Here is a 22,798-nt window from a genome sequence, read left to right as displayed (position 1 = left end):
GTATCCCACTCCTGGTGTGGTAGACCGCCGCTCCGGAACGCGAGGCGCTACCACGAGTAGCCCGATGGGTCGGCGGCCTGTACGGGGTACGGCTGTTGGAGATCGGAGGAACGAGGGGGCATGCGGGAAGCAGGATGAGATCACCTGAAACGGTGGGACTCGCTCTCGGGACGATCAAGGGCGGGAGGTCGCGGTAAGGCTCAGGGCATCCGTCAGCATCGACGGGCTGAACCCCCGGGAAAGGAGCGCCCGTTGACCCGCCGCCACGTCTTGCTGCTCACCGCGAGCACGCTCGCCGCCTCGCTGATCGCTTTGTCTGTCCCCGCAGTTGCTGCTGTCGCACCGGACCATGGACCCACCGCGCCGGTGGCCGCCAAGAAGGACTTCTGCCGCATTGCCGGTTCCTCGGCGACGGTCCGGGCCAAGCCTCGAAAGAACGCTGTGGCGCTGTGCGTACGCGCGGGCGCAGGAGGCCGGCCGCGGGCTGCGGGCCCTGCGCAGTCGGTCCGCCACAGGATCCGAGAGCGCCGATGGCTTGAGCCCGGATGTCAGCTCCGTAGCCGGGGAGTTGGCGCTAGCGCTGGAGCGATGCGACATGATGGACACGGCCCTGATTCGGCTTCTTGGCGTCTACCAGGACATCGGCCAATTGTCTCGCCAGGGCATGGGCCGGGAACAAAATGCTGCGGCTTCATAACCGTCGGACTGGCAAGCCGGGAGCCGGGCAGGGAAGTGCCCGGCTCCCCCCTGGCAGTCGGTGGTCTCATGGACGTGAACCCTGTGAGTCTTGCGCCTACTTGACGCGTTGGGCGCAGGTCGCCGGGACCTGTCCGCCGATGACGACGTACCAGTCGTGGCCGTCTTTCCCGCACTTGTGGTAGAGCGGCCCGCCGTTGCTGCGCCCGAGGGCGATGAGACAGAAGTTGTTGCGGATTACGTCCCCGCGGTGAACGTAGCGGACAACGGGCGAGTCGGGCCGGGCGACCGGGGCGTTGCCCTCCGGCATGCGTACGGCGACTGTCTTTCCCGTGATCCGAATCTTGCAGTGCGTCGGTTCAGCCTGACTCTGGGCGTGGGCCCCGGCCGGGGCGGTCGGCACGAGGACCCCGCACCATGCAACAAGGCCCAGTAGCCCGGCAGCGGTGGGACGCAGATGGCGTCGGATGCGAGACGGGATCATCTCGTGCTCCTCTGATCGAAGTCATGCGCGGCGCGGCGCTCCGCAGCGCGGTCCACACCCGGCGGGCCGGGACGTGTCCGCTGGATGTCCCCCACGACGAGCGGCGCATACACGAAGCAGGGCGGGATCACTCGAATCGGTGGAACTCTCCACGAGAAATCTCAAAATGGGGCGAATGGTGCAAGACTCGCGGCATTCCTCAGTCTCAATGGGCTGAACCCGTAGAAAAGGAGCACCCGATGCCCGGCCGCCACGTCTCGCTGTTCACCGCGAGCATGCTCGCCGCCCCGCTGTTCGCGCTGTCGGCGCCCTCGGTTGCCGCTGCCGCGCCGGTAGAGGGCGCCTCCGCATCGGTGGCCGCCAAGAATGACTTCTGCCGCATCACCGCTTCCTCGGCGACCGTCCGCGCCAAGCCCCGCAAGAACGCCGCCGCACTCGGCACCGCGTACAAGGGCGACAGCTGCACCTCCCACGGCTGGGCCGAGGGGGATGGGACATGGGTCAAGGTGACGATCAAGCGCAAGGGTGTGAACGGATACGTGCGCTCGTCCCTGGTGGCGTGGGGCAAGGAGGAGCTGGGCCGCACTGGCCCGTGACCGGGTCCCAGGGCCTGCCCCTCGTCTCCCTGGCGGGCAGAGGCTGCTCCCTGTCACGCCACGCCGATGGTCTGGTCGACCTCTTCCTGGATGAGGGCGCGCAGCAGGGCGGTGCGCTCGTTGGGCCCGGTGACCTCTTCGACGAGGTCACAGAAGCTTCCCAGCAAGTCGTGATCGCGTAGATCCGGTACCCGGCAGGTACTTTGAGGGCCGCGCGTACCGTCGGCCAGCCCTCCGCCCAGCTCTTCAGATGCCAGGCGAGCAGGTCGTCGGGAAGGCCACCGCGACGCCGGTGTCGTTCCAGGCTTGCTGGCCGGTAAGGCTACGCCGGCCGATCAGGATGCGCTCGAAGCACCACAGCAGTGCGAAGTACGCTTCCAGGACTTCTTGCGTCCCGGTGGCGGGCGGGAGACCGTCCAGGCCGGGCTCGTGGTAGCGGGTGGGTGCCGCGCGCGCAGCGCCGGGCCCCAGTACGCCGCGTACACGGCGATCACCGCCGACACAACAGCCACGACCGCGCTCAGCCGGTCAGCCACCGGACCCCCGCCCTCCCGGCCTCTGCCCGTTTGGTGTGGAAGACTCGCACAGCAGCCGGGCTGGTTCCCAACCCCCGTGGGAACCAGCCCGATTCGCTGTGGCCGGTCGGCTATGCGTTGCCCTCCGGCGCCGCCAGACGGTAGGTGCGCGGCCTGTCGTCCACCTGCTCGGCGATGCCCTGCTGCGCGAGGGTGACCAGCGCGTTGGCAATGGCACCCGAGGACTTCTCGATCACGCGGCTGATCTTGGTGGCGGTGAATGCCTCGCCGGGGTGTGCTTCGAGGTGGTCGATGACCATCTGCCGCAGCGCTCCGGGTGCGAGCCGCTTCTTCTCACCCGGCAGGATGATCGCTTCAGCCTGTCGCGTCGGCCGCCCAGCGCCTGCCTGCGGGGCAGGGACATCCTCGTTCCCCGGGCCGTCGCTGTCGTTCTCGTCGTGCGGGCCGTTCTCGCCGCCGTCGTCACCTTCGCTGTGTTCGATGTCCTGCGGAGGTGTGTCCTGCGGCTCCTCGGCCGTCGGGACGGTGGCGGCATCCGTGCTGCCGTCCTCCGGTGCGTCGGGGGCTTCTGGTGTGGGCTCGGCAGTAGGCGCACCCTCGTGGTCCGCGCTGTTGCCGACCGGCTCCGGGTTGTCCGTGAACGAGGGTTCCGGCTGGGTGCTGACGGGCTCCTGGTCGCTGGAGCCGTCGCCGCTGCTGGTGGCGCGGGTGAGCGCGGGGTGCCAGCGGTCGGGGGTACGGCGGGGGCCGTCGTGTCCGCCGGGGGTGCGTACGGCCAGTCCGTGCTGCTCCAGGGTGGTCACGGCCTTTCCGGCGGTGGAGCGGCCTACGCCCGCGGCGAGGGCGAGTTCGGCGACCGTGGCGCCCTCGGTGAGGCCGAGTAGTTCGGTGTAGATCGCGGCGGGCGCGCCGGTCAGTTGGGTCAGCGGCTCGGGGGCGGGGACGGGGTGCGGCGTACGCGTACCGTCGGTCGTGGTGTCGGACATGAGGGAACCTCTTTTCCGTGAGCATGTCGGATGGCTGAGGTCCCCGGCCGGGGTGCGGATCCGCGTGTGAGGGCCGCAGACGTTCGCTGGGCGCGTGCGCATCGCGTTTCTCCCGGGCGAACATGGCCGTGGCGCGGGCGGGTTCACGATTCCGGAACCCGCTCGGTTCGTCGGCCACGACCATGGACGCTCGCACGGCGTGGGAAGTCAAGCCGTCGATCACTTCCGGATCGGACCAGCTCAGAGGGGTGTCACGGGTCCCGAGCGGCGGCAGAGCGGGAGGCGCGTGCCGATCAGCGGGCGGGCGTCGAGGGATCCCGTGCACCGGATCCGATCGGTACCGGGGTGGAGGTGGATCGGACGGCGGACCGGGGCAGTTCACCTGACCGGGGCGGCGGGGCGTGGTGGCGGGCCAGGAGCTGGTCGCGGATCTGACGGGCGCGCCTCGGGCCGATGCGCAACTCCGTGCGCAGCCGCCAGATGCTCACCGGGTTCCCGGTGGCGGCGCGGGTCGCGTCGTCCAGCGCAACGGCGCGCGGCCACACGTCGGTGTCTGTTGCCCCGTCGCTGGTCGGTACGGCGTCGGGTGCCAAGGGGCGGTCGTCGGACGTGTCGTCGCCCGTGTGGGGCCTGTCGTGGTCGGCGCCGGTGGTGGCGGGGGTGTTGGCCGAGTCGGGGCCGGGATCGGATCTGCCCTCTGGGGGCAGGATGTTGAGCGGATCGGGATCGGTGCTGTTCGGATCGATATGCTCCTGGGCCGATCGGCTTGCGGCAGTAGTGGGCGGGTTGGGGTGCCTCGGCAGGATCGGCGGAGCCGATCCGGTCCAGGAGGTCGGTGACGGTTCTTCGGTAGGCGGCGATCGTCTCCGTCAGGGCGATCAGGAGCAAGGCCGGGGTCAGGTGCAGCAGCACGGCCGCCGGATCGGCCTGGTGCGGCCAGCCGATCTGCCCATCGGGCCACAGCGACTCCCAGGAGTTCATCAACGCGGCGGTGCATCCGGCGCCCCAGCGCAGCGTGGTCGACCAGGCCGGCGGGCGGATGCCCCAGGAGGCGAGGCGCGCGTCCACGTACAAGACCCCGGCGAGCGCCGTACCGATCATCGGGTCGAGGAGAACCGCGATGGGCAGGGGAACATCGCGACTGGTGGCGAATCGGGTGACATTGACCGTGGTGAAGACCAGGGCGAGGATCCCGACCGCGCACAGCACCCAGGTCATGGACTTGAGCAGGCCGATGGCCTCGCGGGCGGCGATCTGCTTCACTGGGCCCCTCCTCGCGCCGCGGGCCTCGTCGCGCCCTGGAAAGACGGGGAGTTGGTGTGGGCGGGGCCCTGGCGGACGACTGCTCCCGGGTGCGGAGCGTCGATGGCCTGGCCATCTCCGGTGTAGAGCGCGACGTGAGTGATGCCGCCGGGGCTGGTGCCGAAGAACAGCAGGTCACCCGACATCAATTGGGCACCCTTCGGAAGGCGGGGGCCGGCGTCGTACTGGGCCTGGGCGACGCGGGGGATGCTGATGCCGGCGGCGCGGTAGGCGGCCTGGGTGAGTCCGGAGCAGTCGAAGCCGCCGTCGGACGGTCCGTCGCCGCCCCACACGTACGGGGTGCCGAGCTGGGAGCGGGCGAAGGCAACCGCTGTGGCGGCAGCACCGGTGGGTGCGGGTGCGGCGGCCGCGTACGTGTCCGCGACCTTGAGGACCTTGTCGACGTACCTGTTGTCAGGGTTATACGCGAAGATCGCGGAGCGTAGGTTCTTGCCGTTCTTCGCGCCGTTCGCGCACAGGAGTCTTACGGCGGCGTAGACCGCGTCGACCGGATCCCACGGCGTCGGGGGCTGCTTTCCGCCGGGTGGCACCGGGTAGTCGTACGCCTTGAAGGTAGAGGGCAAGAATTGCATCGGTCCCACAGCGCCTGCCGAAGACACCATGGTGGGGTGACGTGCGTGGTCGGTCTCGACTTTGCCGATCGCGGCGGGGATGGTCCAGGACAGGCCCGGGCATTCGGGGGCCGCGCGCTGGTAAAGGGCGAGCATGTACGGCGGGATGTCGGCGAGGGCGTGCTTGCTCGGGGTGGCCGACACGCTGCTGCCAGGCAGCAGGCTGCCGATCAGGGCGGCGATGGTGAGCGCGGCGAGGAGCGGCAGGGCAAGGACCGTGCAGCCGATGCCGGTGACCGTCTTGGTGAGCAGCGAGCTCATGATCCGCTTCCTGCGGGCGGCAGCGGGGGCACGGGGAGGGTGAGGGGGGTGTCGGCGTCGGTCGGGTCCAGCCCGGCGGCCGGGGTGAGGCCAGACCAGTGGGCGGCGAGGTGGGTGAGGGTGGTCCGACGGGAGGCGGACTGGAGGGGTGCCCACCAGGGGCCCCACGGGTCGGTGGTGGTGAAGTCCGCAGACGAGGTCGCCACGTTCAGGCCCAACTCGCCTGCGGCGCTGGAGAGGCGGTGGCGCAGGGCCTGGTCGCGGGACTGGGTGCGGGTGTGGATGAGCAGGGCCGGGCGGGTGCTGGTGGCGGTGGTGGTGAAGGCGGCGTAGCCGACGAGTTTGGCCTCGACGCGGGCCAGTGGCTGGCTGCCGGTGTCGTATTCGAGGAAGAACGGCAGCAGGTAGCCGCCGTGGGACCAGTGGGCGTAGGCATCGGGGCGGATGATGTCGCCCCATCGGCGTGCCGCGGAGCGCTCGGAGAGCCAGAGCGGTAGCCCGGTCTCGGGGGTGGTCCGGGTGTGGGCGGCGAGTTGGGTGAGTAGCTCGTTGACGCCCAGGTCGTGGCCGAGGGACGGGGAGTAGGCGATGCGGCCGACGTGGGTGGGGCGCCACCCGAGGGCTGCGAGGTCGAGCCCAGCGTGGGCGGCAAGCAGGGCGGCTCCGGCGGGGCCCAGCGTGTAGTGCTCGGGGGCCGAGCCCGATGCGGTCAGCGGGCGGAAGGAATCGAGGACGGCGTGCTCGTGCAGGGTGCGCAGGCGGCGCTGCGCGGAGCGGAGCGAGGTGTAGGCGAGCCGCGCAATCTGATGGGTGGTCAAGAACTGGTGCTCGTACAGCATCCGCGCAAGCCACATGTCGCGGCTGGTGAGGCGGCGGGCGAGCGTGGCCACCTCCGCGTGCCGTGCGGGGCGGGGGCGTGTGGTGGCGGCGCGAGCGGTGTAGCGCGAGCCGGGGCCGAAGGCCGGGCGCGGGAGTGCGGGCATGACGGGTCACCACCGGGTGCGGGCGGAGGAGCTACGGGCGGGGCGGCTGGGGGTGTGTTCAGGGCCGGGTGGCCGGGCGAAGGCCGGTACGGGAGGCGGCCGCCATGCGCAGGTCCTTGGCCCGGCCGGGCGCGACGGGCGGCAGGGGGCGAGTGGTGAGGGTGAAGGCGGCCGATTCCGCGCCACTGTTCAGCAGGTGGGCGGCGGCCTGGAACGGGCCGAGGTGAGCGAGGTCGTGTGAGGCCAGCGTCGGCAGGGTGTGGCGCTCCAGCGAACTGGCGTCTTCCGGGGAAGCGTTGAAGAAGACCTTGTTCCGGGCGTTCGCGGAGATCCCCTCGCGCAGGTCGCGCGGGAGCTGCGCGAGGTGCTGATGGGCCAGCAGCATGGACAGGCGGTAGCCGCGCGCCTCGGCGAGCATGTCCTCCAGCGGGTACGGAAGAGTGAGGAAGTTGTGCGCCTCGTCGATGCTCAACGTGGCGTCGATCCTGCGGTGTTCGGGCATGCGGGCGCGAGCGGCGGCGGCCTGCCAGGTCCCGGCGACGATGAAGGAGCCGAGCAGCCGGGCGGTCTCTTCACCGAGCGCCCCCTTGGGCAGGCGGGCGAGCAGGATGCCCCCGTCGAGCACTTGGGTGAGGTCGAAGGTGGAGGGGCCGGCGGCGATCGCTCGTCGGGCGAAGTCGCGCAGCAGAAAGGCGCGCAGCTTGTTCATCACCGGGCCGACCACGGCCGCGCGGGAGGGCTCGGACATCGACTCGTACCAGGCCCAGAAGCCGCGCAGCACCGGGTCCTTGAGGGCGGGGATGATGCGCAACCGGTAGGCGCTCTCGCCGAGCAGGCGGGGGACGTCGGCGAGGGTGACGAGCTGGTGGGTGCGGTCGCGGTGTTTGAGGAGGGTCAGGCAGGCGGCGCGCATCACGTCGTCGGTGCGCGGCCCCCCGAAGGCGGTGAAGATGCGGCGGAAGATGCCGGTGATGTTGTCGACGACGACGTCGATGTCCGTACCGTCCAGCACGTTCAGGCACGGTGGGGTGTGCGCGTCGTCGGGGTCGATGAGGACCAGGCGGCCGGCGCAGGTGTCCGGGAGGCGGTCGAGGAGGTCGGTGACGAGGTCGCCCTTGGGGTCGATGACGATGACACCGCGGTGGTTTCGTACATCGTCGAGGGCGAGGTTCGCGATGAGGGTGGACTTGCCGGAGCCGGTTGCGCCCATGACGTGAAGGTGGTGGCGTGCGTCGGGGACCGCGAGGCCGACGCCGCGGCGGGCGCCCGCATCGGAGCGGCCCAACGGTTTGACGCCATTGCCGGGCGCTGGTTCGGGGATCTGTGGGGGCGGCAGGACGGAGCGGGCCCCGGCCCGCTGCACGCCCGGTGCGTCCGCGTCGAGGGGGAGGTGGGCGAGGGCGGCGAGTTCCGGTACCGACAGCAGGGCGGGGCGTGAGAGCGGGAACTGCCTGGCGCTCAGATGTGGTTCGGGGCGGGCGCGGCGGGCGCGGGCGAGGTAGTTGCGGTCGGCGTAGAGGCCGAAGGCGGAAGCCAGCGCGTGAGCCCGGCCGCGTGCCACGTCCTGGGCCCGCTCTTGTTTCGGGGTGCAGGTGGCGGCGTAGGTGAGGGCGCACTGCCATTGCGGGCCGGAGAGCTTGGTCGCGGACTGCCGTACGGCGGCGCCGTGTTCGGGATCCTGTTTGCCGGTGGCGGCGGGCTGGGCGCGGTGTAGGAGGAGGGCGGCCAGGGCAGGCAGCCGAGCGGAAGTGTGTCCGGCCTTCAGCCGACGGGCCTGGTGGCGGGCCCGGCGCAGCGCGCCGCCGGTGGCGGGGCGGGCCAGGATCTGCACGCACGCGGACTCGTCCTCTCCCATGCCGGTGGCGGCCTGGAGCAGGGCGCGCAGCGGGTCTGCGGGGTGGTCGGTGCGCAGGGGCAGGACGTCGGGGCGGGCCGGTCGCAGTCGTCCGGCGGTGACGGTGTGCCCGTCTGGAAGGAGGGACGTGGGTTCGGTGACGCGGGTGTGGGCGCCCGGCCAGGCGGCTTCCACCGCGCGGCGCACCAGGCCCAGCGGCACCGTGCCGGGGACCCACAGGCGGATGTGCCCTCCGGTGTGGGACCAGGTGTATTCGAAGGCGAGGTGCGGCTGGCCGGTGGTGATGCGGCGCCACCACGGACGCAGGAGACCCGAGAGCTGGGCCCACAGGACTTCACCGCCCCTGGGGGCGACGTGGGGCGGAGAGAGGATCTCCACACATCGGGCGCCGTCGGCGAGGCGTTGCTGCTGCGAGCGCAGCAGACGGCGTCGGGCGGTGTATCCACATGCTGTGGAGGCGAGGACGGCGGGGATCAGGATGGGCGCGGACACCGCACACCAGTCGGAGGCGGTGCGGATCGCGGCGGCCCCGGGAGACTGCGGGTGGGTGAGGAAGTCCACCAGCCATCCGTGCGGCTGGGCGGTGGCGAGCAGTTCGTACGCCGTCACAGCCCCCACCCCTCATCACCGACAGCTTCATCGATGTAGGTGCCATCGGCGTCGCGGAGTGCGTCGTCGGCGTGCTGGACCGCGAGTTCGCCCGGGTCTGTTGTGATCACTTCGTGTTCGCCGGGTGCCGCGATGCTGATCAGGGCGACCTTGTGGCGACGGTCGCCGGTCAGCAGCAGGGCCTCGCCGCGGGAGGCCGAGAGCAGGAACTCCCGTTCCCCGTGGCAGAGGTGGAAGTTCTCGCTGATCGTGTCGATGGCCTGCGGGGCCTGGCGCAGCAGGATCTGAGTGGCCGCGTTGGACACGATGGCCCGGCCCAGCGGGGAGGTGAGTACGTCGTCGGCGTCCTGGGTGACCACGGCCAGGCCGGTCCAGTACTTGCGGGCGGCCTTGGCCATGCGGAACAGGAACCGGGCGCCGGCCCCGTCGCGCATCAGCAGCCACGCCTCGTCCACCACCACCAGATGGCGGCCGGCACTGGGACGGGAGGTGACCTGCCGCCAGATCGCCTCCAGGGCCAGCAGCATCGCCGGGGCCTTGACCTCTTCTGGGAGCTGGCGGAGCGCGAAGACCACCAGGTGCCCGGCGGTGGCGGCGGTGCTGGGGCCGTTGAACAGCCTCGCGTGTGACCCGGTGGTGTAGGGGACGAGCCGGTCGGCGAGATCTGCGGCCGTCTGGCTGCCGTCATCGGTCAGGACGGCAGTGAGGTCGGCGAGCTGAGGCGGGGTACGTGTCCAGGTGCGTGCGTCCGAGGTGATCCCCGCGCGGTCGTAGGTGGCCAGGATCGCCCGGTCCAGTACGGCCTTCTCCGCTGCGGTGAAGTCGCTGCCGAACAGCACGGCGAGGAAGGTGTGCAGGAACAGCACCCGCCGGGTCAGCGCGTCTTCGCCCTCAGCGGCAGCGGTCGGGAGGTCGAAGGGGTTGAGGCGCACCCCCTCGGCACCCAGTGCGACCACCTGTCCGCCGACGGTCTCGGCGAGCCGGACGTACTCGTCCTCGGGGTCAATGACGGAAGCCGTGATGCCGGTGAACAGCAACCGCAGCAGCTCGAGTTTGGCGAGGTAGGACTTGCCGGCACCGGAACGGGCCAGGGTGATGGAGTTGTAGTTGTCCTGCGCGAAGCGGTTCCACAGCACCGGGGCCCCGGAGACCGCGTTCAGCCCGTACAGCACTCCCGAAGCCATGCCGTCCTCGCCGGTGGGAACCGGCAGGTCGGGACTGGTGAAGGGGAAGCAGGCGGCGAGCGCGGCGGTGTCGAAGGTGCGGCGGATCTTGAGCGTGTCGATGCCGAGAGGGAGGGTGGCCAGCCAGCCCGGCAGGGCCCGGTAGGTGGTCGGGGCAACCGTCATGAGCAGTGACTCGGCGATCGCGCGGACGGCGGCGGCCTGTTCGGCCAGGGTGTCCTCGTCCGGGGCGTGCACGGTCAGGTACAGGGCGACGTGGAAGAGCTTTCCCTCGCCGCGGGCGATGCGGTAGGCGAGTTCGGCGGCGTCTGCGGCGGCGGCCTCCACCTCCGGGTCGTCCAGATGTCCTTTGTCGAAGCCGGTGCGGCGGCCGGATTCCAGGCGGGCGCGCTGCTTCTTCAGACCGGCGGCGGCCACCGGGTTGGGAACGGGTTCGATGTGCAGGGCGATGTCGAGGTGGCCGGGGAAGCTCAGCAGCGGTGCGAGCCAGCCGGAAGTGACCTCAGCCGGGTAGCCGGTGACCACCAGCGTCGTGGTCAGGTGCGCGCCGACGGCCAGAGCGCGGGCATGCACCTCGATGGCCTCGGGGCCGGCCGCATCCAGCAACAGGGCGCTGTCGATGACCGGCTCGTGCGCAGCGGTGCGGTGGCGGCCGAAGAGGAGTCGGTTCATGCGAGGTCACCTTCCGGCCCGTCGTAGGGAGATGCGGGGACGTCGGGGTTGCAGGCCGCGCTCACCAGGTCGGCGCTCTGCTCGACGTCAAGGGGGATGACGGTGATCTCGGCGGCGGCGAGCGCGCGGGCAGCCTCGTCAAGGCGTTGGAGCACCCGCCCCTCACCCGCGTTCCGCCTCATGCCGTGCGCTGCGGCGTCTTCGCGGGCGACCAGCACGACCTGCCGGCCGAGCAGGTTGCCGCTGGTGGCGAGGTCGGCGAGGAACTCGGCGTGCGCGCGGGCAGCCCGCTCCAAAGCGGGGTGTGGCAGCGCGGCGGCGTCGTGCTGCAGGGTGTCGGCGAGCGGGGCGAGGTCGATGCGGTGACAGCGCACCAGCAACTGGGTGGGGCCGGTCAGGGAGTTGAGCCAACGCGCGAACGCCGCCGTCAGACCCTGTTGTTCGGCCACCGAGCGCAGCTCGAAGTTGACCGTGGAGCACGTCGCCACGGCCGCCTTGCCCTCACCGCCCAGATCGAGCACCCCGCCAGCGGTGATGCCGTCATACGGCATGCGCATCGCGGCCGGAGGCGGCCCTGCGGCCCTGGCCCAGTGGTCGGGGACGACGGTGGGCAGCGGCACAACCCCTTCGGGGGCGTGCACCCGGCGTTTGGGCGTGCGGGCATGAGCGAGGGCAGCGAGCAGGAAACGGTCCAGGCCAATGCCCTCCCGCTGGCCGAGCGCGAGCGCGGCCACCGCCCCGGCGACAGGGATCACCAACATCGCGTACGCGAGCGGTGCCATGAAGGAGCGCGTCGCCCACCAGCCGCCGTACAGCACGAGCGCCGCGACGGTGAGGATGGCGGTCTGCCGAGCCGTGAGGGGGCCCAGGAGGCGGTCGGGGCGTGAGATGTCGGCGGGAATGCGGGTGGCATACGGGGCGTCTGCCGCCTCATCGGACTGGTTCATGCGGGGTTACCTCCGGGGCCGTTCCAGGGGCAGCCGCAGCTGCATGGGGCGTGGCGGGCGCACGCGTACACGTGTGGCGGGAATGGGCAGGGCCAGCTGGCGTGCGCGCGGCATCGGGGCCAGGGCCGGGCGGGTCAGCGGCGGTGTGGTGGGCTGTGCGCGGGCCGCTTGTGGCGGGGCGGGGACGCGCTCGGCACGGATCGGCAGCCACATCTGAGTGGGCCTCGGCGGTCGAGCCGGGACGCGCTGGCCAGCGATGGGGAGGGCCAGTTGCCTTATCCGGCGGGCCCGGGCGGGATGGACCACAGCACGGGGACCTCTCGGTGCACGGACGAGGGGAGCAGCACCCGCGCCGCGGCGCCGGGGAGCCTGGCCGCCGGGCGTCCCGGGCATGGCGCCAGGAACACCGGCTGCGGCGGGCGCCGGGTTTGCGCGGCCATGTGCGCCCGCTCGGCGCGCGCCTCGTGTCGCCGGGGCACCAGGTGCGGGCCGGCCGCCGGGCCCCGGGCGGGCACCGGGACGGCCCAGGGCAGCACGGCCGCGGGCGAGCAGCGCCCGGCTCCGGCCCCGCACACCCCCACCGCGCCCAGGACCGGGCCCAGGGGGCCGACCTCCTCCTCTTCCACCACCTCCCGGACGGCCGCCCCCGCCTCCTGGTCCGCCACGGCCCAGGCCGACCCCGGCTCCTCCGCCACCGCCTCCGGGTCTGCGCCGCAGCTGACGCATGCCGGGGAGGTAGTGGTCCATGAGCCGGTACATCGCCAGGTGCCTGAGCATCCGCACCCCGGTGGGCGCGTGCGGGTTCTGGATGGGAGTACCGCGCAGGACGACCTGCAGGGCCCAGCCGGGAATCTTGAACAGCACCCAGAACAGGGCCAGCCCGGCGAGCATCGTGCCCAGCTGGTCGGACTTGGGAATGCCCAGGGTGGTGGCCCCGGGAGCGAAGAACAGCTTCAGGGCAAGGATGAACGTCATCGACTGCGCGATCTGGATGACCAGACAGCCGGCCAGGCCCCGCCACCACAGCCGGGCGACCGGATCGGTCAGCGGATGGCCGTGACACGCCAGGGCGAGCGGCGCGGCCACGGCCAGCAGCGCCATCACCGCGACGCGCACCAGGAAGCCGATCAGCACCGCGAGCACCAGCACGATCATCACGATCGCCAGGATCAGCAGGTAGAGGGTCAGACCCGAGGTGCCGAACAGGGCGAAGGGCAGGACGCGTTCGACCATGCCCTGCCCGGCGTCCGACATGTCGGTGGCCATGATCGCGTGAGCGAGGGCATTGGACAGGCCGATCGCTTTGCCCATCACGGTCAAGGAGGTGGCCGCCGCGACCATCCCCACCAGCAGGCGCGGGGCGATCTGTTTGAGGGCGTAGCGGGTCTGGACGGTCTCGTAGCCCATGACCGTGATGCCGCCCGCGGTCACGAACAGCACATAGATGCCGGCCGTGATCCCCAGCATGGCGGTCCACAACCGTTTGATGTCGGCGTGCTTGGTGACGTCGGGGGTCGCCAGCAGGGTGTCGGCGAGGAACTCGCGGACCGGCTTCATGATCTGCTCGACCAGCATGCCCAGGAACGAAGTGATCGCGTTCACGATCATGCCGGGGATGTCGAAGAAGCCCCAGCCCGTGGCCTTGTCGCACTCGGTACCCATGGCCTCGCACGCCTGGGGCGTCGGCCCCGGCGTCGGCTCCGGTAGTGAGGGCCGCTCTGGTTCGGGCGTGGGGCTACCCGGTGCGGGGGTTGGCCCTGGTGTGGGTTCGGGTCTCGGCGCCGGCCCGGGATCCGGGGAGGGGACGGCGGGGCCTGGCTCGGGCCGGGGCGGCTCCGGGGCTGCTGGTGACTTGGCCGCCGCGTGCGTGATGTGCCCGGCGGCGGAGTGGGCGGACAGCGGCAACAGCACGAGGGCCAGGACGAACAGCAGGGGCAGGGCGCGGACGAGACGCCGGGCGCCGGTCATTGCCCGCCCCCGCCGCCCGTGCCGACGATGCCCTGCAGCACGGTCACGATCACCGGGGCGAGGATCGCCAGCCCGTAGCCGATGGCCGCGGCCTTCAACGCCCGCTTGGCGGCCTCGACTTCACCCGGATCGCCCCCGGCCATCAGATAGCGCAGCCCACCGAAGGTGAGAAACAGCGTGGCGAGCCCGGCGAGCATGCCGACGATCCAGTTCCGCAGATTCGTGATCACGGTAGGGATGTCCGCGACTGCCCACGCGTACGCCGCCTCCGCCAGCAGCACAAGGACGGTACAGGCGACGGTGAAGCCGATCCGGACCGTCCAGCCCACCCGGAAGACCGGCGGCCGACGCGGCCGGCAGAGTCTTGCGAACATGGCGGACGCACCTCCTACGGGGCACAGCAGGGCAGCAGAGATGAGCGGAAATCGGGAAACAATGAGGCACGACGAGTCGCGTAGTGCCGTGCGGGGCAGGGTGAACACGGATCCCTCGGCCCAGGGCCGTCCTCCTTAAGCGGGCGGCGGCGGGAACAGGGGCTCGGGTGTCAGCACGAGACGGGGTGCTCACCTCACCCGGCAGCACTACTTGAGCTGGGCCTTGCCGGGCAGCCGCCGCCGGGTACGTGGCCCGCATCCGGCGGCGGCTGCTTACCGGTAATAGAGACTCACGGCCGGGGAATTGACATCTCCCGCCGGAAAGCCCCCGTACCGGTCACCTCACTGCTCGCGCAGCTGGCCCTTCAGGTGGTCGGCCAGGTGGTGCTCGGCGGCGGCGCGGTGGCGGTAGAGCTGACGCGCACTCACACCCCGCTCGGCGGCCAGGAGCAGCATCGGTTCACCCTCCAGACGCGTGCGGGCGATCAACTGCGCCTCGGCGAGGTTCACGACGCGGGCCTCGACCGCCCTGGCCAGCACCGCGTACTCGTCCCCCTCCCCACCCTCTCCGGCCGCTGAAGCCACGTCCTGGCACCAGGCCCCGGCCGCAGGACGGGTACGCCGCCCCAGGTGCGCCGCCATCGGTCCGGTCTCGCGTACGGCTTGGCGGCGGGCGGCGTACACGAGGCGGTGTACCGCCCGGTCGGCCGCTGCGAACAGCTCCCGGCCCGCGTCGGCGACATGCACATCCACCGCGTGCAGCGCGACGGCGACAGCGGCCAGGGCTTCCTGCTCGACCTCGGCGCGCTCCACGTGGGCGGGACGCGCCAGGCGGGCCAGCATCCGGCGCAGCACCGGAACGGTCATCGCGACGGCCACCGTGTCCCACGGCTGGCCGAGCTGCTGGGCCCGGCGGATCACCTCGCGCCAGGTCTGCCGACGCAGTGCAGGCGAGGTGGCGGGGTGGGCGAGGCGAGTACGCACCTGGTCGACGGGAAGCGTGGGCTGCTCTGGCTCCTCGCAGACCAGGTACGCGGGCAGCGTGAGCGGCTCCGCCGCAGCCGCGAGCGCGAGGAAGGTCTCCTCCAGCACCCCCAGCGGCGAGCGGCCAGCGGGGTGCACACGGGCAACGTGGCGGTGGGCGGGACGGGCGGTCTGGTGCATGCACTGCTCCTTGCGGGGCGTGGCGGACAACGTCTGCCGCCACCCCTTTCACCCCGCCGTGCCACCGGCGGACCGGCCTCGCGCCAGCGCCGCGCCACGGCCAGTCCCCTGGTCCGGCGTGTGCGATGGCCCACTGCAGGCCCGCCCCTGATGACCAGCACAGCTACCACAGCCGCGGCATCCGGCATCGAACACAAAGAAATTTTCCGCCCTGCCATCCGACCCATCGCGCTGCCTGCGCGGGTGGCCCGGCAGTGGCTCGCAGGTGGCTCGCCACTGGACCGCTGTCCTGCTGACCTGGGCAAAGACGGCCAACTGCCCGGCGCCGAGACCAGGGGCGACCCGCGCGGCCTCCTACTGCGCAGATGGTTCGAACATCCTCGGGAGCGATGGCAATTCCGCCCGGTCGCGTCCCTATTGCTTCACGTCAGCACCAGACGGATCCGGTCCCCGCTCCCGGGCCCCACCCGCCAATGCCCACCACGTCATCTCGCAGCCGAAACACCGCTCCTACCCGCCCGCTGCCGACCACCATCTGGCTCCCCGCCCCTGACCAGCCGGACGCCGCACCCGCCGTCGGCGGCGTGCTGCCCGACTGGGCGATCGAGAAGATCCGCACCGAGTACGCCCACCGCCCCGGCCGGATGCCCGCATCCCTGCTCAAGATCTCCATCCGGGACACCGCGCCGGGCATGGACACCCGCACCCCCTGCACTCCCTACGCCGACGCCACCGACGCAGACGGCACGGCCGACAGGGCACCGCTGCTGCTCGCCGAACTCCACCCCGACTCCCTCCCCGCCCCCGACGACGTCCCTTCGGCCGTCGGGAGTGAGATGCCGGGGGCGATGGAGGACGGCTGGCCCGGCTTCTTCCACCGCGCCCACCGACTCCTCCCGACCGACGGGCTGCTCCTGCTCGCCACCCGCCAGCGCCGGGACGCTGGAGTGCTCACCGACCCGCTCGGCTCACTCATCGCCTGCGCGCGCACCGCCGGCTTCCGCTACCTGCAGCACATCGTCATCGCCCACGCCCACGCGGTCGAAGACCGGCTCGTACCCGCTCCGCCCGCCGACGCCAGCCCCGGAGTGACGCACTGCGACCTGATCGCCCTGTCCGCGATCAACCACACCTGAATGCCACAGGAGTTCACCGTGCCCTCTTCCGCCTCGGTGTGGAACACCGCCTCCACCTCCGCCCCCGCTCAGCGCAAGGGCCGCTACGTACCCGGCTCAGCGGCCCACCCCGCCAAGATGCTCCCGCAGATCGCCGCCCACGCCATCCGCACCTACACCCGCCCCGGCGACCTGGTCCTCGACCCGATGTGCGGCATCGGCACCACCCTCGTCGAGGCCATCCACCTCGGCCGCAGCGCCCTCGGTATCGAGTACGAACCGGAGTGGGCCCACCTCGCCCGCCTCAACGCCGCCTTGGCCGCCCACGAAGGCGGCACCGGCTCCAGCGCCGTGCACTGCGGTGACGCCCGACGACTCACCCACCTCATCCCCGCCGCACTCCACGGCACGGCGGATCTCGTGGTCACCTCACCGCCCTACGGGCCCAGCGTCCACGGACAGGTCCGCTCCAGCAGGGAGACCGGCGAACGCGGCGTCGTCAAGAAGGACTTCCGCTACAGCCACGACCCCGCCAACCTCGCCCACGTCTCTACCGACCGGCTCCTGGACGCCTTCACCGAGATCCTCACCCAGTGCCGCATGATGCTGCGCCCCGGCGGCACGGTCGTCGTCACCACCCGCCCCTGGCGCGAACGCGGCGAACTCATCGACCTGCCGTCCGCCGTCCTCGCCTCCGGAAGAGCCGCCGGACTCATCCCCACCGAACGCTGCGTCGCCCTCCTCGCCGGCATCCGCGACAGCCGGCTCATCGCCCGCCCTTCGTTCTTCCAGATGAAGAACGTCCGCGACGCCCGACGCCAGGGCATCCCCCTCTCGGTGGTCCAGCACGAGGACGTGCTGATCTTCACCCGGCCCGAAGCGAGTTCGAGCGGCCCCAACAGCGGAACACGCCATGCCCGGTGCGCGATCCGGACCTCGTGCACGCCTGACAGCGCATCCACATCCCCATCCGCATCCGCCTGCCGCTCGCGCGTCTGCACCACCGGACGGAACCATGGCCGCCGCTGACCTGCGGATCGGATCACTGTGTTCCGGCGTGGGCGGCTTGGACCTGGGTGTACAGGCCGCTCTCGGCGGCCACATCGCCTGGCACGCCGAGACCGACCCACGCGCCGCCCAGGTACTCGCTCGCCACTGGCAAGTGCCGAACCTGGGCGACGTACGAGCCATCGACTGGCGCCAGGTCCGGCCCGTGTGCGTGCTCACGGCCGGATTCCCCTGCCAGGATCTGTCGGTCGCCGGCCCCCGCACCGGACTCGCCCCCGGCACCCGCTCCGGCCTGTGGCATCACATCGTGACCGCCATCGAAGCGCTCAACCCCTGTCTGGTGGTGATCGAGAATGTCCGCGGCCTGCTGTCCACCCGAGCCGGGACCCATGCACTTCGCCGCATGGAACCCTGCCCGCGGTGTCTGGGAGACCCACCCGATCAACCCCGTCTGCGGGCACTGGGCGTGCTACTCGCAGACCTGGCCGACCTCGGGTACGACGCGAGCTGGACGTGCGTACGAGCCTCTGACGTCGGTGCCCCACACCGTAGGGCGAGGGTATTCCTCTCGGCCTGGCCCGCAATGCCCGCAACACGAGCCGTTGTTGAAGACACCGACTGCGAACCTCGGCACCAACGGCGGCTCCCAGCACCCGGACAAACGCAAGGCCGGTGGCCACGGACCCACCCTGGCCGACGAGATCGAGCATCTGCTGCCCACCCCGACAGCCAGCGACGGTGCCAAGGGCTCGCCGAACCAGAAGCACGGCAACGGCAGCCTCACCCTAGCCTCCACCGCGGCAGCGCTCACTGCTTCGAGCGCGCCGACCGAGGCTGCCACGGCACGGCACCCTGCCCCTCCACAGCATGGCGACAAACGGACGGCTGGGGGACACGGCCCCACCTCGGCCGAGGATGTCGAGCGCCTGCTGCCCACCCCGACCTCGTCGGACGGGAATGGCGGCGCGGGCACGACCCCGAAGCGCAAGGGCGGCATGAACCTGCGAACGGCCGTTACTCACCTCCCCACTGGTGGGGCGAGTACCTGCCCGCCATCCGCCGATGGGAGCACGTGACCCAACGCGCCGCGCCCAGTCCCACCCAGCCTGGCACGCGCAGGCTCTCGGCCGAATTCGTGGAGTGGATGATGGGCCTCCCCGAAGGCTGGGTCACCCAGGTTGAGGGCCTCTCCCGTGCCGCCGAACTCCGTCTGCTCGGCAACAGCGTGGTCCCCCAGCAAGCCACCCAGGCGTTGCAGGCCCTGCTTCCCAGAGGCAGCGATCTCGCTCCCGGTTGTCAGAAGATCGCGTGGGCCCAGCACCTGGGAACAAGCCCATGAGCCCCCGTCGCCGCTCTGAGGAAGCACCCGTGGGCTTTGAGGTTGTCCTCCCCGTGCAGGGCCCTGAGCTCACTCCGGTGACGGCCGCGGTCCTGCTTCGCATGGTGACGCGTCATCTCGCACGGACTGGCCCTCTTCCCAGAGCTGAGCTATCCGTGGACGACCCCATTGGCCACCAGCAGGAAGAGCACCCCGGTGACGCCCCACGATGACCTCCCGTCCTGGCTGCTTGCTTGGACCCAGACCTCTCCCGTATTGCTGCCGACAACCGTCGGCCGCGGCCTGAGATTCGCCTTCTACGGGCGGGTCTCCACCGAGGATCAGCAGGACCCGGAGGCGTCGCGTCTGTGGCAGCTCGGACGAGCCCGCACCCTTATCGAACCGGCGGGGGGCGTTGTCGCCGCCGAATACTTCGATATCGGCGAGACCCGTGCCTTGCCATGGAAGCGGCGGCCGCAAGCCGCAGAGCTCCTTGCGGCTCTGGCCGCGCCACAGCGCGGCTTCGACGCCGTCGTGATCGGTGAACCTCAACGTGCCTTCTACGGTACGCAGTTCGGCAATACCTTCCCGCTCTTCACCCACTACGGCGTCCCGCTGTGGGTGCCGGAAGTCGGCGGAGCCATCGACCCGGACAACGAGGCACACGACTTGATCATGTCCGTCTTTGGCGGCATGTCGAAGGGCGAACGCAACCGCATCAAGATCCGCGTGCATTCCGCCATGGCATCGCAGACCCTCATCGAAGGCCGCTACCTCGGCGGACGCCCGCCCTACGGCTACCGGCTCGTCGACCTCGGCCCGCACCCCAACCCCGGCAAGGCCGCCACCGGCAAACGTCTGTACGGCCTGGAACCCGACCCGACGGCGGCTCCCGTCGTCGTACGGATCTTCACCGCGTACCTGCGCGGGCTCGGGATCTTCACCATCGCCGAAGGCCTGACCCGCGACGGAATCCCCAGCCCCTCCGCACACGACCCGGCCCGCAACTCGCACCGCGACACAACCGCCTGGTCGAAGGGCGCCGTCCGCGCGATCCTCGCCAACCCCCGCTACACCGGCCGCCAGGTCTGGAACCGGCAGCACAAGCACGAAAGCCTGCTGGACATTGACGACGTCACCCTCGGCTACACCACCACGCTGCGCTGGAACAGCAAAGACAAATGGATCGTCTCCCAGCGCATCGTGCACACCCCGCTCATCGACGACGAGACCTTCGCCCAGGCCCAGGACGTCCTCGGCTCCCGCACCCGCACCGGCCCCGCCCACGGCGTCAAACGAACCCAGAACCTCTACGTCCTGCGAGGCGCGCTCACCCACGCCGCGTGCGGGCGCAAAATGCAGGGGCACTGGGCACACGACGAGGCGTACTACCGGTGCCGCTTCCCCGAGGAATACGCCCTCGCCAACCGCGTCCAGCACCCCCGCAACGTCTACCTGCGCGAGACGTGGATTCTCCCGCCGCTCGACGACTGGCTGGGCAAGGTGTTCCTGTCGCACCGCCTCGACGACACCATCGACCTGATGGCCGGTGACGCACCGCCTTCCGGCGATGAGAATCGGGCCGCCGCAGCCGCCCGAACGGTGATCGCCGACTGCGACGCCAAGCTCACCACCCATCGCGCCGCCCTGGAAGCCGGAGCCGACCCCGCCCTTGTCACCCAATGGATCGCCGAGACCCAGGCCCGCAAAGCCCGCGCCGAAGCCGAACTGCGCACCACGACCAAAGGCCCCGGCGCCCGCATGACCCGTGACGAGATCGCCCGGCTCGTACGCTCGATCAGCGATCTGGCCGCCGTCGTCCGCCAGGCAGGAGCCAAGGACAAGGCAGAGATCTATCGCCAGCTCGGGCTTGCCCTCACCTACGACTCCGGGAAACAAAAAGTGCTGGTTGAGATGAACCTCAACCAGCACTCAGCGGCAACCCGTGGGCTACCGGTCGGTGTCCGAGGGGGGACTTGAACCCCCACGCCCGATAAAGGGCACTAGCACCTCAAGCTAGCGCGTCTGCCATTCCGCCACCCGGACCAGGTGTCTGTCTCGCGGCTGTGGGCCGTTCCGACGTGGAAAACCATAGCAAACATTCGGCTGTGCCCGATCACGGCCCAGTCCCTGTGACGGCCGTGTGACGGCGGACAGAGCCCGCCCTTGGGGTCTGGGGCCCGCTCGCGGGAGGATGGGCAGGAACCACCAGCAACGACAGCGGGAGGAACAGCGTGAGCGAGTCGAACACGGCGCGGACCGTGACGGGCGAGGACGAGGTCGTCGACCTCTGTCGTGAGCTGATCCGGATCGACACGAGCAACTACGGCGACCACTCGGGCCCGGGGGAGCGGGCCGCCGCGGAGTACGTCGCGGAGAAGCTCGCCGAGGTCGGGCTCGAACCGCAGATCTTCGAATCCCACAAGGGACGCGCCTCCACCGTCGCCCGGATCGAGGGCGAGGATCCGTCCAGGCCCGCGCTGCTCATCCATGGGCACACCGACGTCGTACCGGCGAACGCCGACGACTGGACGCACCACCCCTTCTCCGGCGAGATCGCGGACGGCTGCGTCTGGGGTCGCGGCGCCGTCGATATGAAGGACATGGACGCGATGACCCTCGCGGTCGTGCGGGACAGGCTGCGCAGCGGCCGCAAGCCCCCTCGCGACATCGTGCTTGCCTTCCTCGCCGACGAGGAGGCCGGCGGTGCGTACGGGGCGCGGCACCTGGTCGACAAGCACCCGGATCTCTTCGAGGGCGTCACCGAGGCCATTGGCGAGGTCGGCGGCTTCTCCTTCACCGTCAACGAGAACCTGCGGCTCTATCTCGTCGAGACGGCGCAGAAGGGCATGCACTGGATGCGCCTCACCGTCGACGGCACCGCCGGGCACGGCTCGATGATCAACAACGACAACGCCATCACCGAGCTCTGCGAGGCCGTCGGCCGTCTCGGCCGCCACAAGTGGCCGGTCAGGATGACCAAGACCGTACGGTCCTTCCTGGATGAGCTCTCCGACGCGCTCGGCACGCCGCTCGACCCGGAGGACATGGACGCCACGCTCGCCAAGCTCGGGGGCATCGCGAAGATGATCGGCGCGACCCTGCGCAACTCCGCGGCCCCCACCATGCTCGGCGCCGGCTACAAGGTGAACGTCATCCCGGGGCAGGCGACCGCGCACGTCGACGGGCGTTTCCTGCCGGGGTACGAGGACGAGTTCCTGGCGGACCTCGACCGACTGCTCGGCCCGCGGGTCAAGCGGGAGGACGTACACGGCGACAAGGCCCTGGAGACCAGCTTCGACGGTGACCTCGTCGACGCGATGCAGATCGCGCTCAAGGCGGAGGACCCGATCGCCCGGGCAGTCCCGTACATGCTCTCCGGCGGCACCGACGCCAAGTCGTTCGACGACCTGGGCATCCGCTGCTTCGGATTCGCGCCGCTCAAACTGCCGCCGGAGCTGGACTTCGCGGGAATGTTCCACGGGGTGGACGAGCGAGTGCCGGTCGACGGGCTGAAGTTCGGTGTACGGGTGCTTGACCGATTCCTGGACCGGTGCTGAGCCGCACCGGGTGAAGTGTGCTCAGACGAAACTCCAATAATCGTCAGTGTGTGCGTAATTGACTGAAAAGAGTGAAAGGGGTCGTGGCCTCGTAGCCCTCCTCACTCCTCCTCGTTACAGGTGATGCGGTCCGCGGCTGGGACCGCATTGCCAACAAGGAGGAACAATGATCAAGAAGGTCGTCGCTGCTGCGGCTGCCACTGGTGGTCTGGTGCTCGCGGGTGCGGGTGTCGCCATGGCCGACGCTGGTGCCCAGGGTGCCGCTGTGAACTCCCCCGGCGTGCTCTCCGGCAACGTCATCCAGGCGCCCATCCACGTGCCGGTGAACGCGTGTGGCAACACGGTCTCCGTGATCGGGCTGCTGAACCCCACCTTCGGCAACACCTGCGAGAACTCGTGATGTTGTGACTCGGCCCGTAAGGGTTCGGGTTTGAACCCGGGCGGTCCCGGAGTGCGCGTTTACCACCTACAACCTGGAGACCACGACCGCCCTGTGCCGGGCGGCCGAGGCCACCGGCCAGCCGGTGCTGCTCCAGCTCGGCGCGGGC

18 protein-coding genes and 1 tRNA gene are annotated in these 22,798 nt (G+C 70.8%); 7 read left to right on the top strand and 12 right to left on the bottom strand.

Annotated elements, in window-relative coordinates; all coding sequences use genetic code 11:
- Window positions 1-793: 793 nt before the first annotated feature.
- Window positions 794-1,180 carry a hypothetical protein gene (locus ACWDO5_RS22870; protein WP_450532194.1) on the bottom strand — a complete coding sequence of 129 codons (387 nt, stop codon included), beginning with the start codon at window positions 1,178-1,180 and terminating at the stop codon, window positions 794-796.
- 239 nt (window positions 1,181-1,419) lie between these two features.
- Between ACWDO5_RS22870 and ACWDO5_RS22865 the strand changes: the two genes are divergently transcribed.
- A complete protein-coding gene (locus ACWDO5_RS22865; protein WP_450532193.1) occupies window positions 1,420-1,776 on the top strand; it encodes an SH3 domain-containing protein in 357 nt (118 codons plus the stop codon).
- Between the two features lie 646 nt (window positions 1,777-2,422).
- Here the strand turns inward: ACWDO5_RS22865 and ACWDO5_RS22860 are convergent.
- From ACWDO5_RS22860 to ACWDO5_RS22815, 10 genes are all read right to left on the bottom strand, one after another.
- Complete coding sequence (locus ACWDO5_RS22860) at window positions 2,423-3,298, bottom strand: hypothetical protein (protein WP_450532192.1); 876 nt, start codon at window positions 3,296-3,298, stop codon at window positions 2,423-2,425.
- 293 nt (window positions 3,299-3,591) lie between these two features.
- Window positions 3,592-3,891 (bottom strand): hypothetical protein, encoded by a 300-nt coding sequence (locus ACWDO5_RS22855; RefSeq protein ID WP_450532191.1) that lies wholly within the window; start codon window positions 3,889-3,891, stop codon window positions 3,592-3,594.
- Window positions 3,892-4,557: 666 nt separating this feature from the next.
- Complete coding sequence (locus ACWDO5_RS22850) at window positions 4,558-5,493, bottom strand: C40 family peptidase (protein WP_450532190.1); 936 nt, start codon at window positions 5,491-5,493, stop codon at window positions 4,558-4,560.
- Entirely contained in the window at window positions 5,490-6,476 is a 987-nt protein-coding gene (locus ACWDO5_RS22845; RefSeq protein WP_450532189.1) for a replication-relaxation family protein, read from the bottom strand. The genes ACWDO5_RS22850 and ACWDO5_RS22845 overlap by 4 nt, the downstream gene beginning before the upstream one ends.
- Window positions 6,477-6,534: 58 nt before the next feature.
- Complete coding sequence (locus tag ACWDO5_RS22840; protein WP_450532188.1) at window positions 6,535-8,949, bottom strand: type IV secretory system conjugative DNA transfer family protein; 2,415 nt, start codon at window positions 8,947-8,949, stop codon at window positions 6,535-6,537.
- Complete coding sequence (locus tag ACWDO5_RS22835; RefSeq protein ID WP_450532187.1) at window positions 8,937-10,796, bottom strand: VirB4 family type IV secretion system protein; 1,860 nt, start codon at window positions 10,794-10,796, stop codon at window positions 8,937-8,939. The genes ACWDO5_RS22840 and ACWDO5_RS22835 overlap by 13 nt, the downstream gene beginning before the upstream one ends.
- Window positions 10,793-11,743, bottom strand: coding sequence for a PrgI family protein (locus ACWDO5_RS22830; protein WP_450532186.1), 951 nt, complete (start codon window positions 11,741-11,743; stop codon window positions 10,793-10,795). Before ACWDO5_RS22830 ends, ACWDO5_RS22835 begins: the two co-directional genes overlap by 4 nt.
- A gap of 6 nt (window positions 11,744-11,749) precedes the next feature.
- The gene (locus ACWDO5_RS22825; protein WP_450532185.1) at window positions 11,750-13,405 is read right to left on the bottom strand and encodes a hypothetical protein; all 1,656 of its coding nucleotides are present in this window, start codon (window positions 13,403-13,405) and stop codon (window positions 11,750-11,752) included.
- Window positions 13,406-13,707: 302 nt separating this feature from the next.
- Window positions 13,708-14,085: a pilin gene (locus ACWDO5_RS22820; protein ID WP_450532184.1), complete on the bottom strand. Its 378-nt coding sequence runs from the start codon at window positions 14,083-14,085 to the stop codon at window positions 13,708-13,710.
- Between the two features lie 342 nt (window positions 14,086-14,427).
- Complete coding sequence (locus ACWDO5_RS22815; RefSeq protein ID WP_450532183.1) at window positions 14,428-15,249, bottom strand: hypothetical protein; 822 nt, start codon at window positions 15,247-15,249, stop codon at window positions 14,428-14,430.
- 473 nt (window positions 15,250-15,722) lie between these two features.
- Here ACWDO5_RS22815 and ACWDO5_RS22810 point away from each other — a divergent pair, with 473 nt between their 5' ends.
- The 4 genes from ACWDO5_RS22810 (at window position 15,723) to ACWDO5_RS22795 (ending at window position 20,670) form a co-directional block, all read left to right on the top strand.
- On the top strand, window positions 15,723-16,385 hold the full coding sequence (locus ACWDO5_RS22810; protein ID WP_450532182.1) for a hypothetical protein: 663 nt from the start codon (window positions 15,723-15,725) through the stop codon (window positions 16,383-16,385).
- Between the two features lie 18 nt (window positions 16,386-16,403).
- Window positions 16,404-17,393 (top strand): TRM11 family SAM-dependent methyltransferase, encoded by a 990-nt coding sequence (locus tag ACWDO5_RS22805; RefSeq protein WP_450532181.1) that lies wholly within the window; start codon window positions 16,404-16,406, stop codon window positions 17,391-17,393.
- Entirely contained in the window at window positions 17,278-18,711 is a 1,434-nt protein-coding gene (locus tag ACWDO5_RS22800; RefSeq protein WP_450532180.1) for a DNA cytosine methyltransferase, read from the top strand. Before ACWDO5_RS22805 ends, ACWDO5_RS22800 begins: the two co-directional genes overlap by 116 nt.
- A gap of 195 nt (window positions 18,712-18,906) precedes the next feature.
- Window positions 18,907-20,670, top strand: coding sequence for a recombinase family protein (locus ACWDO5_RS22795; protein WP_450532179.1), 1,764 nt, complete (start codon window positions 18,907-18,909; stop codon window positions 20,668-20,670).
- Here ACWDO5_RS22795 and ACWDO5_RS22790 read toward each other — a convergent pair.
- Window positions 20,652-20,736: transfer RNA gene (locus ACWDO5_RS22790), tRNA-Leu, on the bottom strand. The genes ACWDO5_RS22795 and ACWDO5_RS22790 overlap by 19 nt on opposite strands.
- 188 nt (window positions 20,737-20,924) lie before the next feature.
- Here ACWDO5_RS22790 and ACWDO5_RS22785 point away from each other — a divergent pair.
- Window positions 20,925-22,250, top strand: a complete 1,326-nt coding sequence (locus tag ACWDO5_RS22785) for a M20/M25/M40 family metallo-hydrolase (protein WP_450532178.1) — start codon at window positions 20,925-20,927, stop codon at window positions 22,248-22,250.
- 166 nt (window positions 22,251-22,416) lie between these two features.
- Entirely contained in the window at window positions 22,417-22,650 is a 234-nt protein-coding gene (locus tag ACWDO5_RS22780; RefSeq protein ID WP_450532177.1) for a chaplin, read from the top strand.
- Window positions 22,651-22,798: the final 148 nt, after the last annotated feature.

The organism is Streptomyces sp. NPDC000880, from assembly GCF_053599675.1.
This window is presented reverse-complemented; position numbering and strand designations above follow the sequence as displayed.

Coding starts and splice junctions, on each gene's coding strand:
- ACWDO5_RS22850 (WP_450532190.1), bottom strand. CDS start 5,493: ATGAGCTCGCTGCTCACCAAGACGGTCACCGGCATCGGCTGCACGGTC.
- ACWDO5_RS22800 (WP_450532180.1), top strand. CDS start 17,278: ATGCCCGGTGCGCGATCCGGACCTCGTGCACGCCTGACAGCGCATCCA.
- ACWDO5_RS22820 (WP_450532184.1), bottom strand. CDS start 14,085: ATGTTCGCAAGACTCTGCCGGCCGCGTCGGCCGCCGGTCTTCCGGGTG.
- ACWDO5_RS22830 (WP_450532186.1), bottom strand. CDS start 11,743: ATGAACCAGTCCGATGAGGCGGCAGACGCCCCGTATGCCACCCGCATT.
- ACWDO5_RS22845 (WP_450532189.1), bottom strand. CDS start 6,476: ATGCCCGCACTCCCGCGCCCGGCCTTCGGCCCCGGCTCGCGCTACACC.
- ACWDO5_RS22780 (WP_450532177.1), top strand. CDS start 22,417: ATGATCAAGAAGGTCGTCGCTGCTGCGGCTGCCACTGGTGGTCTGGTG.
- ACWDO5_RS22835 (WP_450532187.1), bottom strand. CDS start 10,796: ATGAACCGACTCCTCTTCGGCCGCCACCGCACCGCTGCGCACGAGCCG.
- ACWDO5_RS22810 (WP_450532182.1), top strand. CDS start 15,723: ATGCCCACCACGTCATCTCGCAGCCGAAACACCGCTCCTACCCGCCCG.
- ACWDO5_RS22865 (WP_450532193.1), top strand. CDS start 1,420: ATGCCCGGCCGCCACGTCTCGCTGTTCACCGCGAGCATGCTCGCCGCC.
- ACWDO5_RS22815 (WP_450532183.1), bottom strand. CDS start 15,249: ATGCACCAGACCGCCCGTCCCGCCCACCGCCACGTTGCCCGTGTGCAC.
- ACWDO5_RS22870 (WP_450532194.1), bottom strand. CDS start 1,180: ATGATCCCGTCTCGCATCCGACGCCATCTGCGTCCCACCGCTGCCGGG.
- ACWDO5_RS22825 (WP_450532185.1), bottom strand. CDS start 13,405: ATGGGTACCGAGTGCGACAAGGCCACGGGCTGGGGCTTCTTCGACATC.
- ACWDO5_RS22860 (WP_450532192.1), bottom strand. CDS start 3,298: ATGTCCGACACCACGACCGACGGTACGCGTACGCCGCACCCCGTCCCC.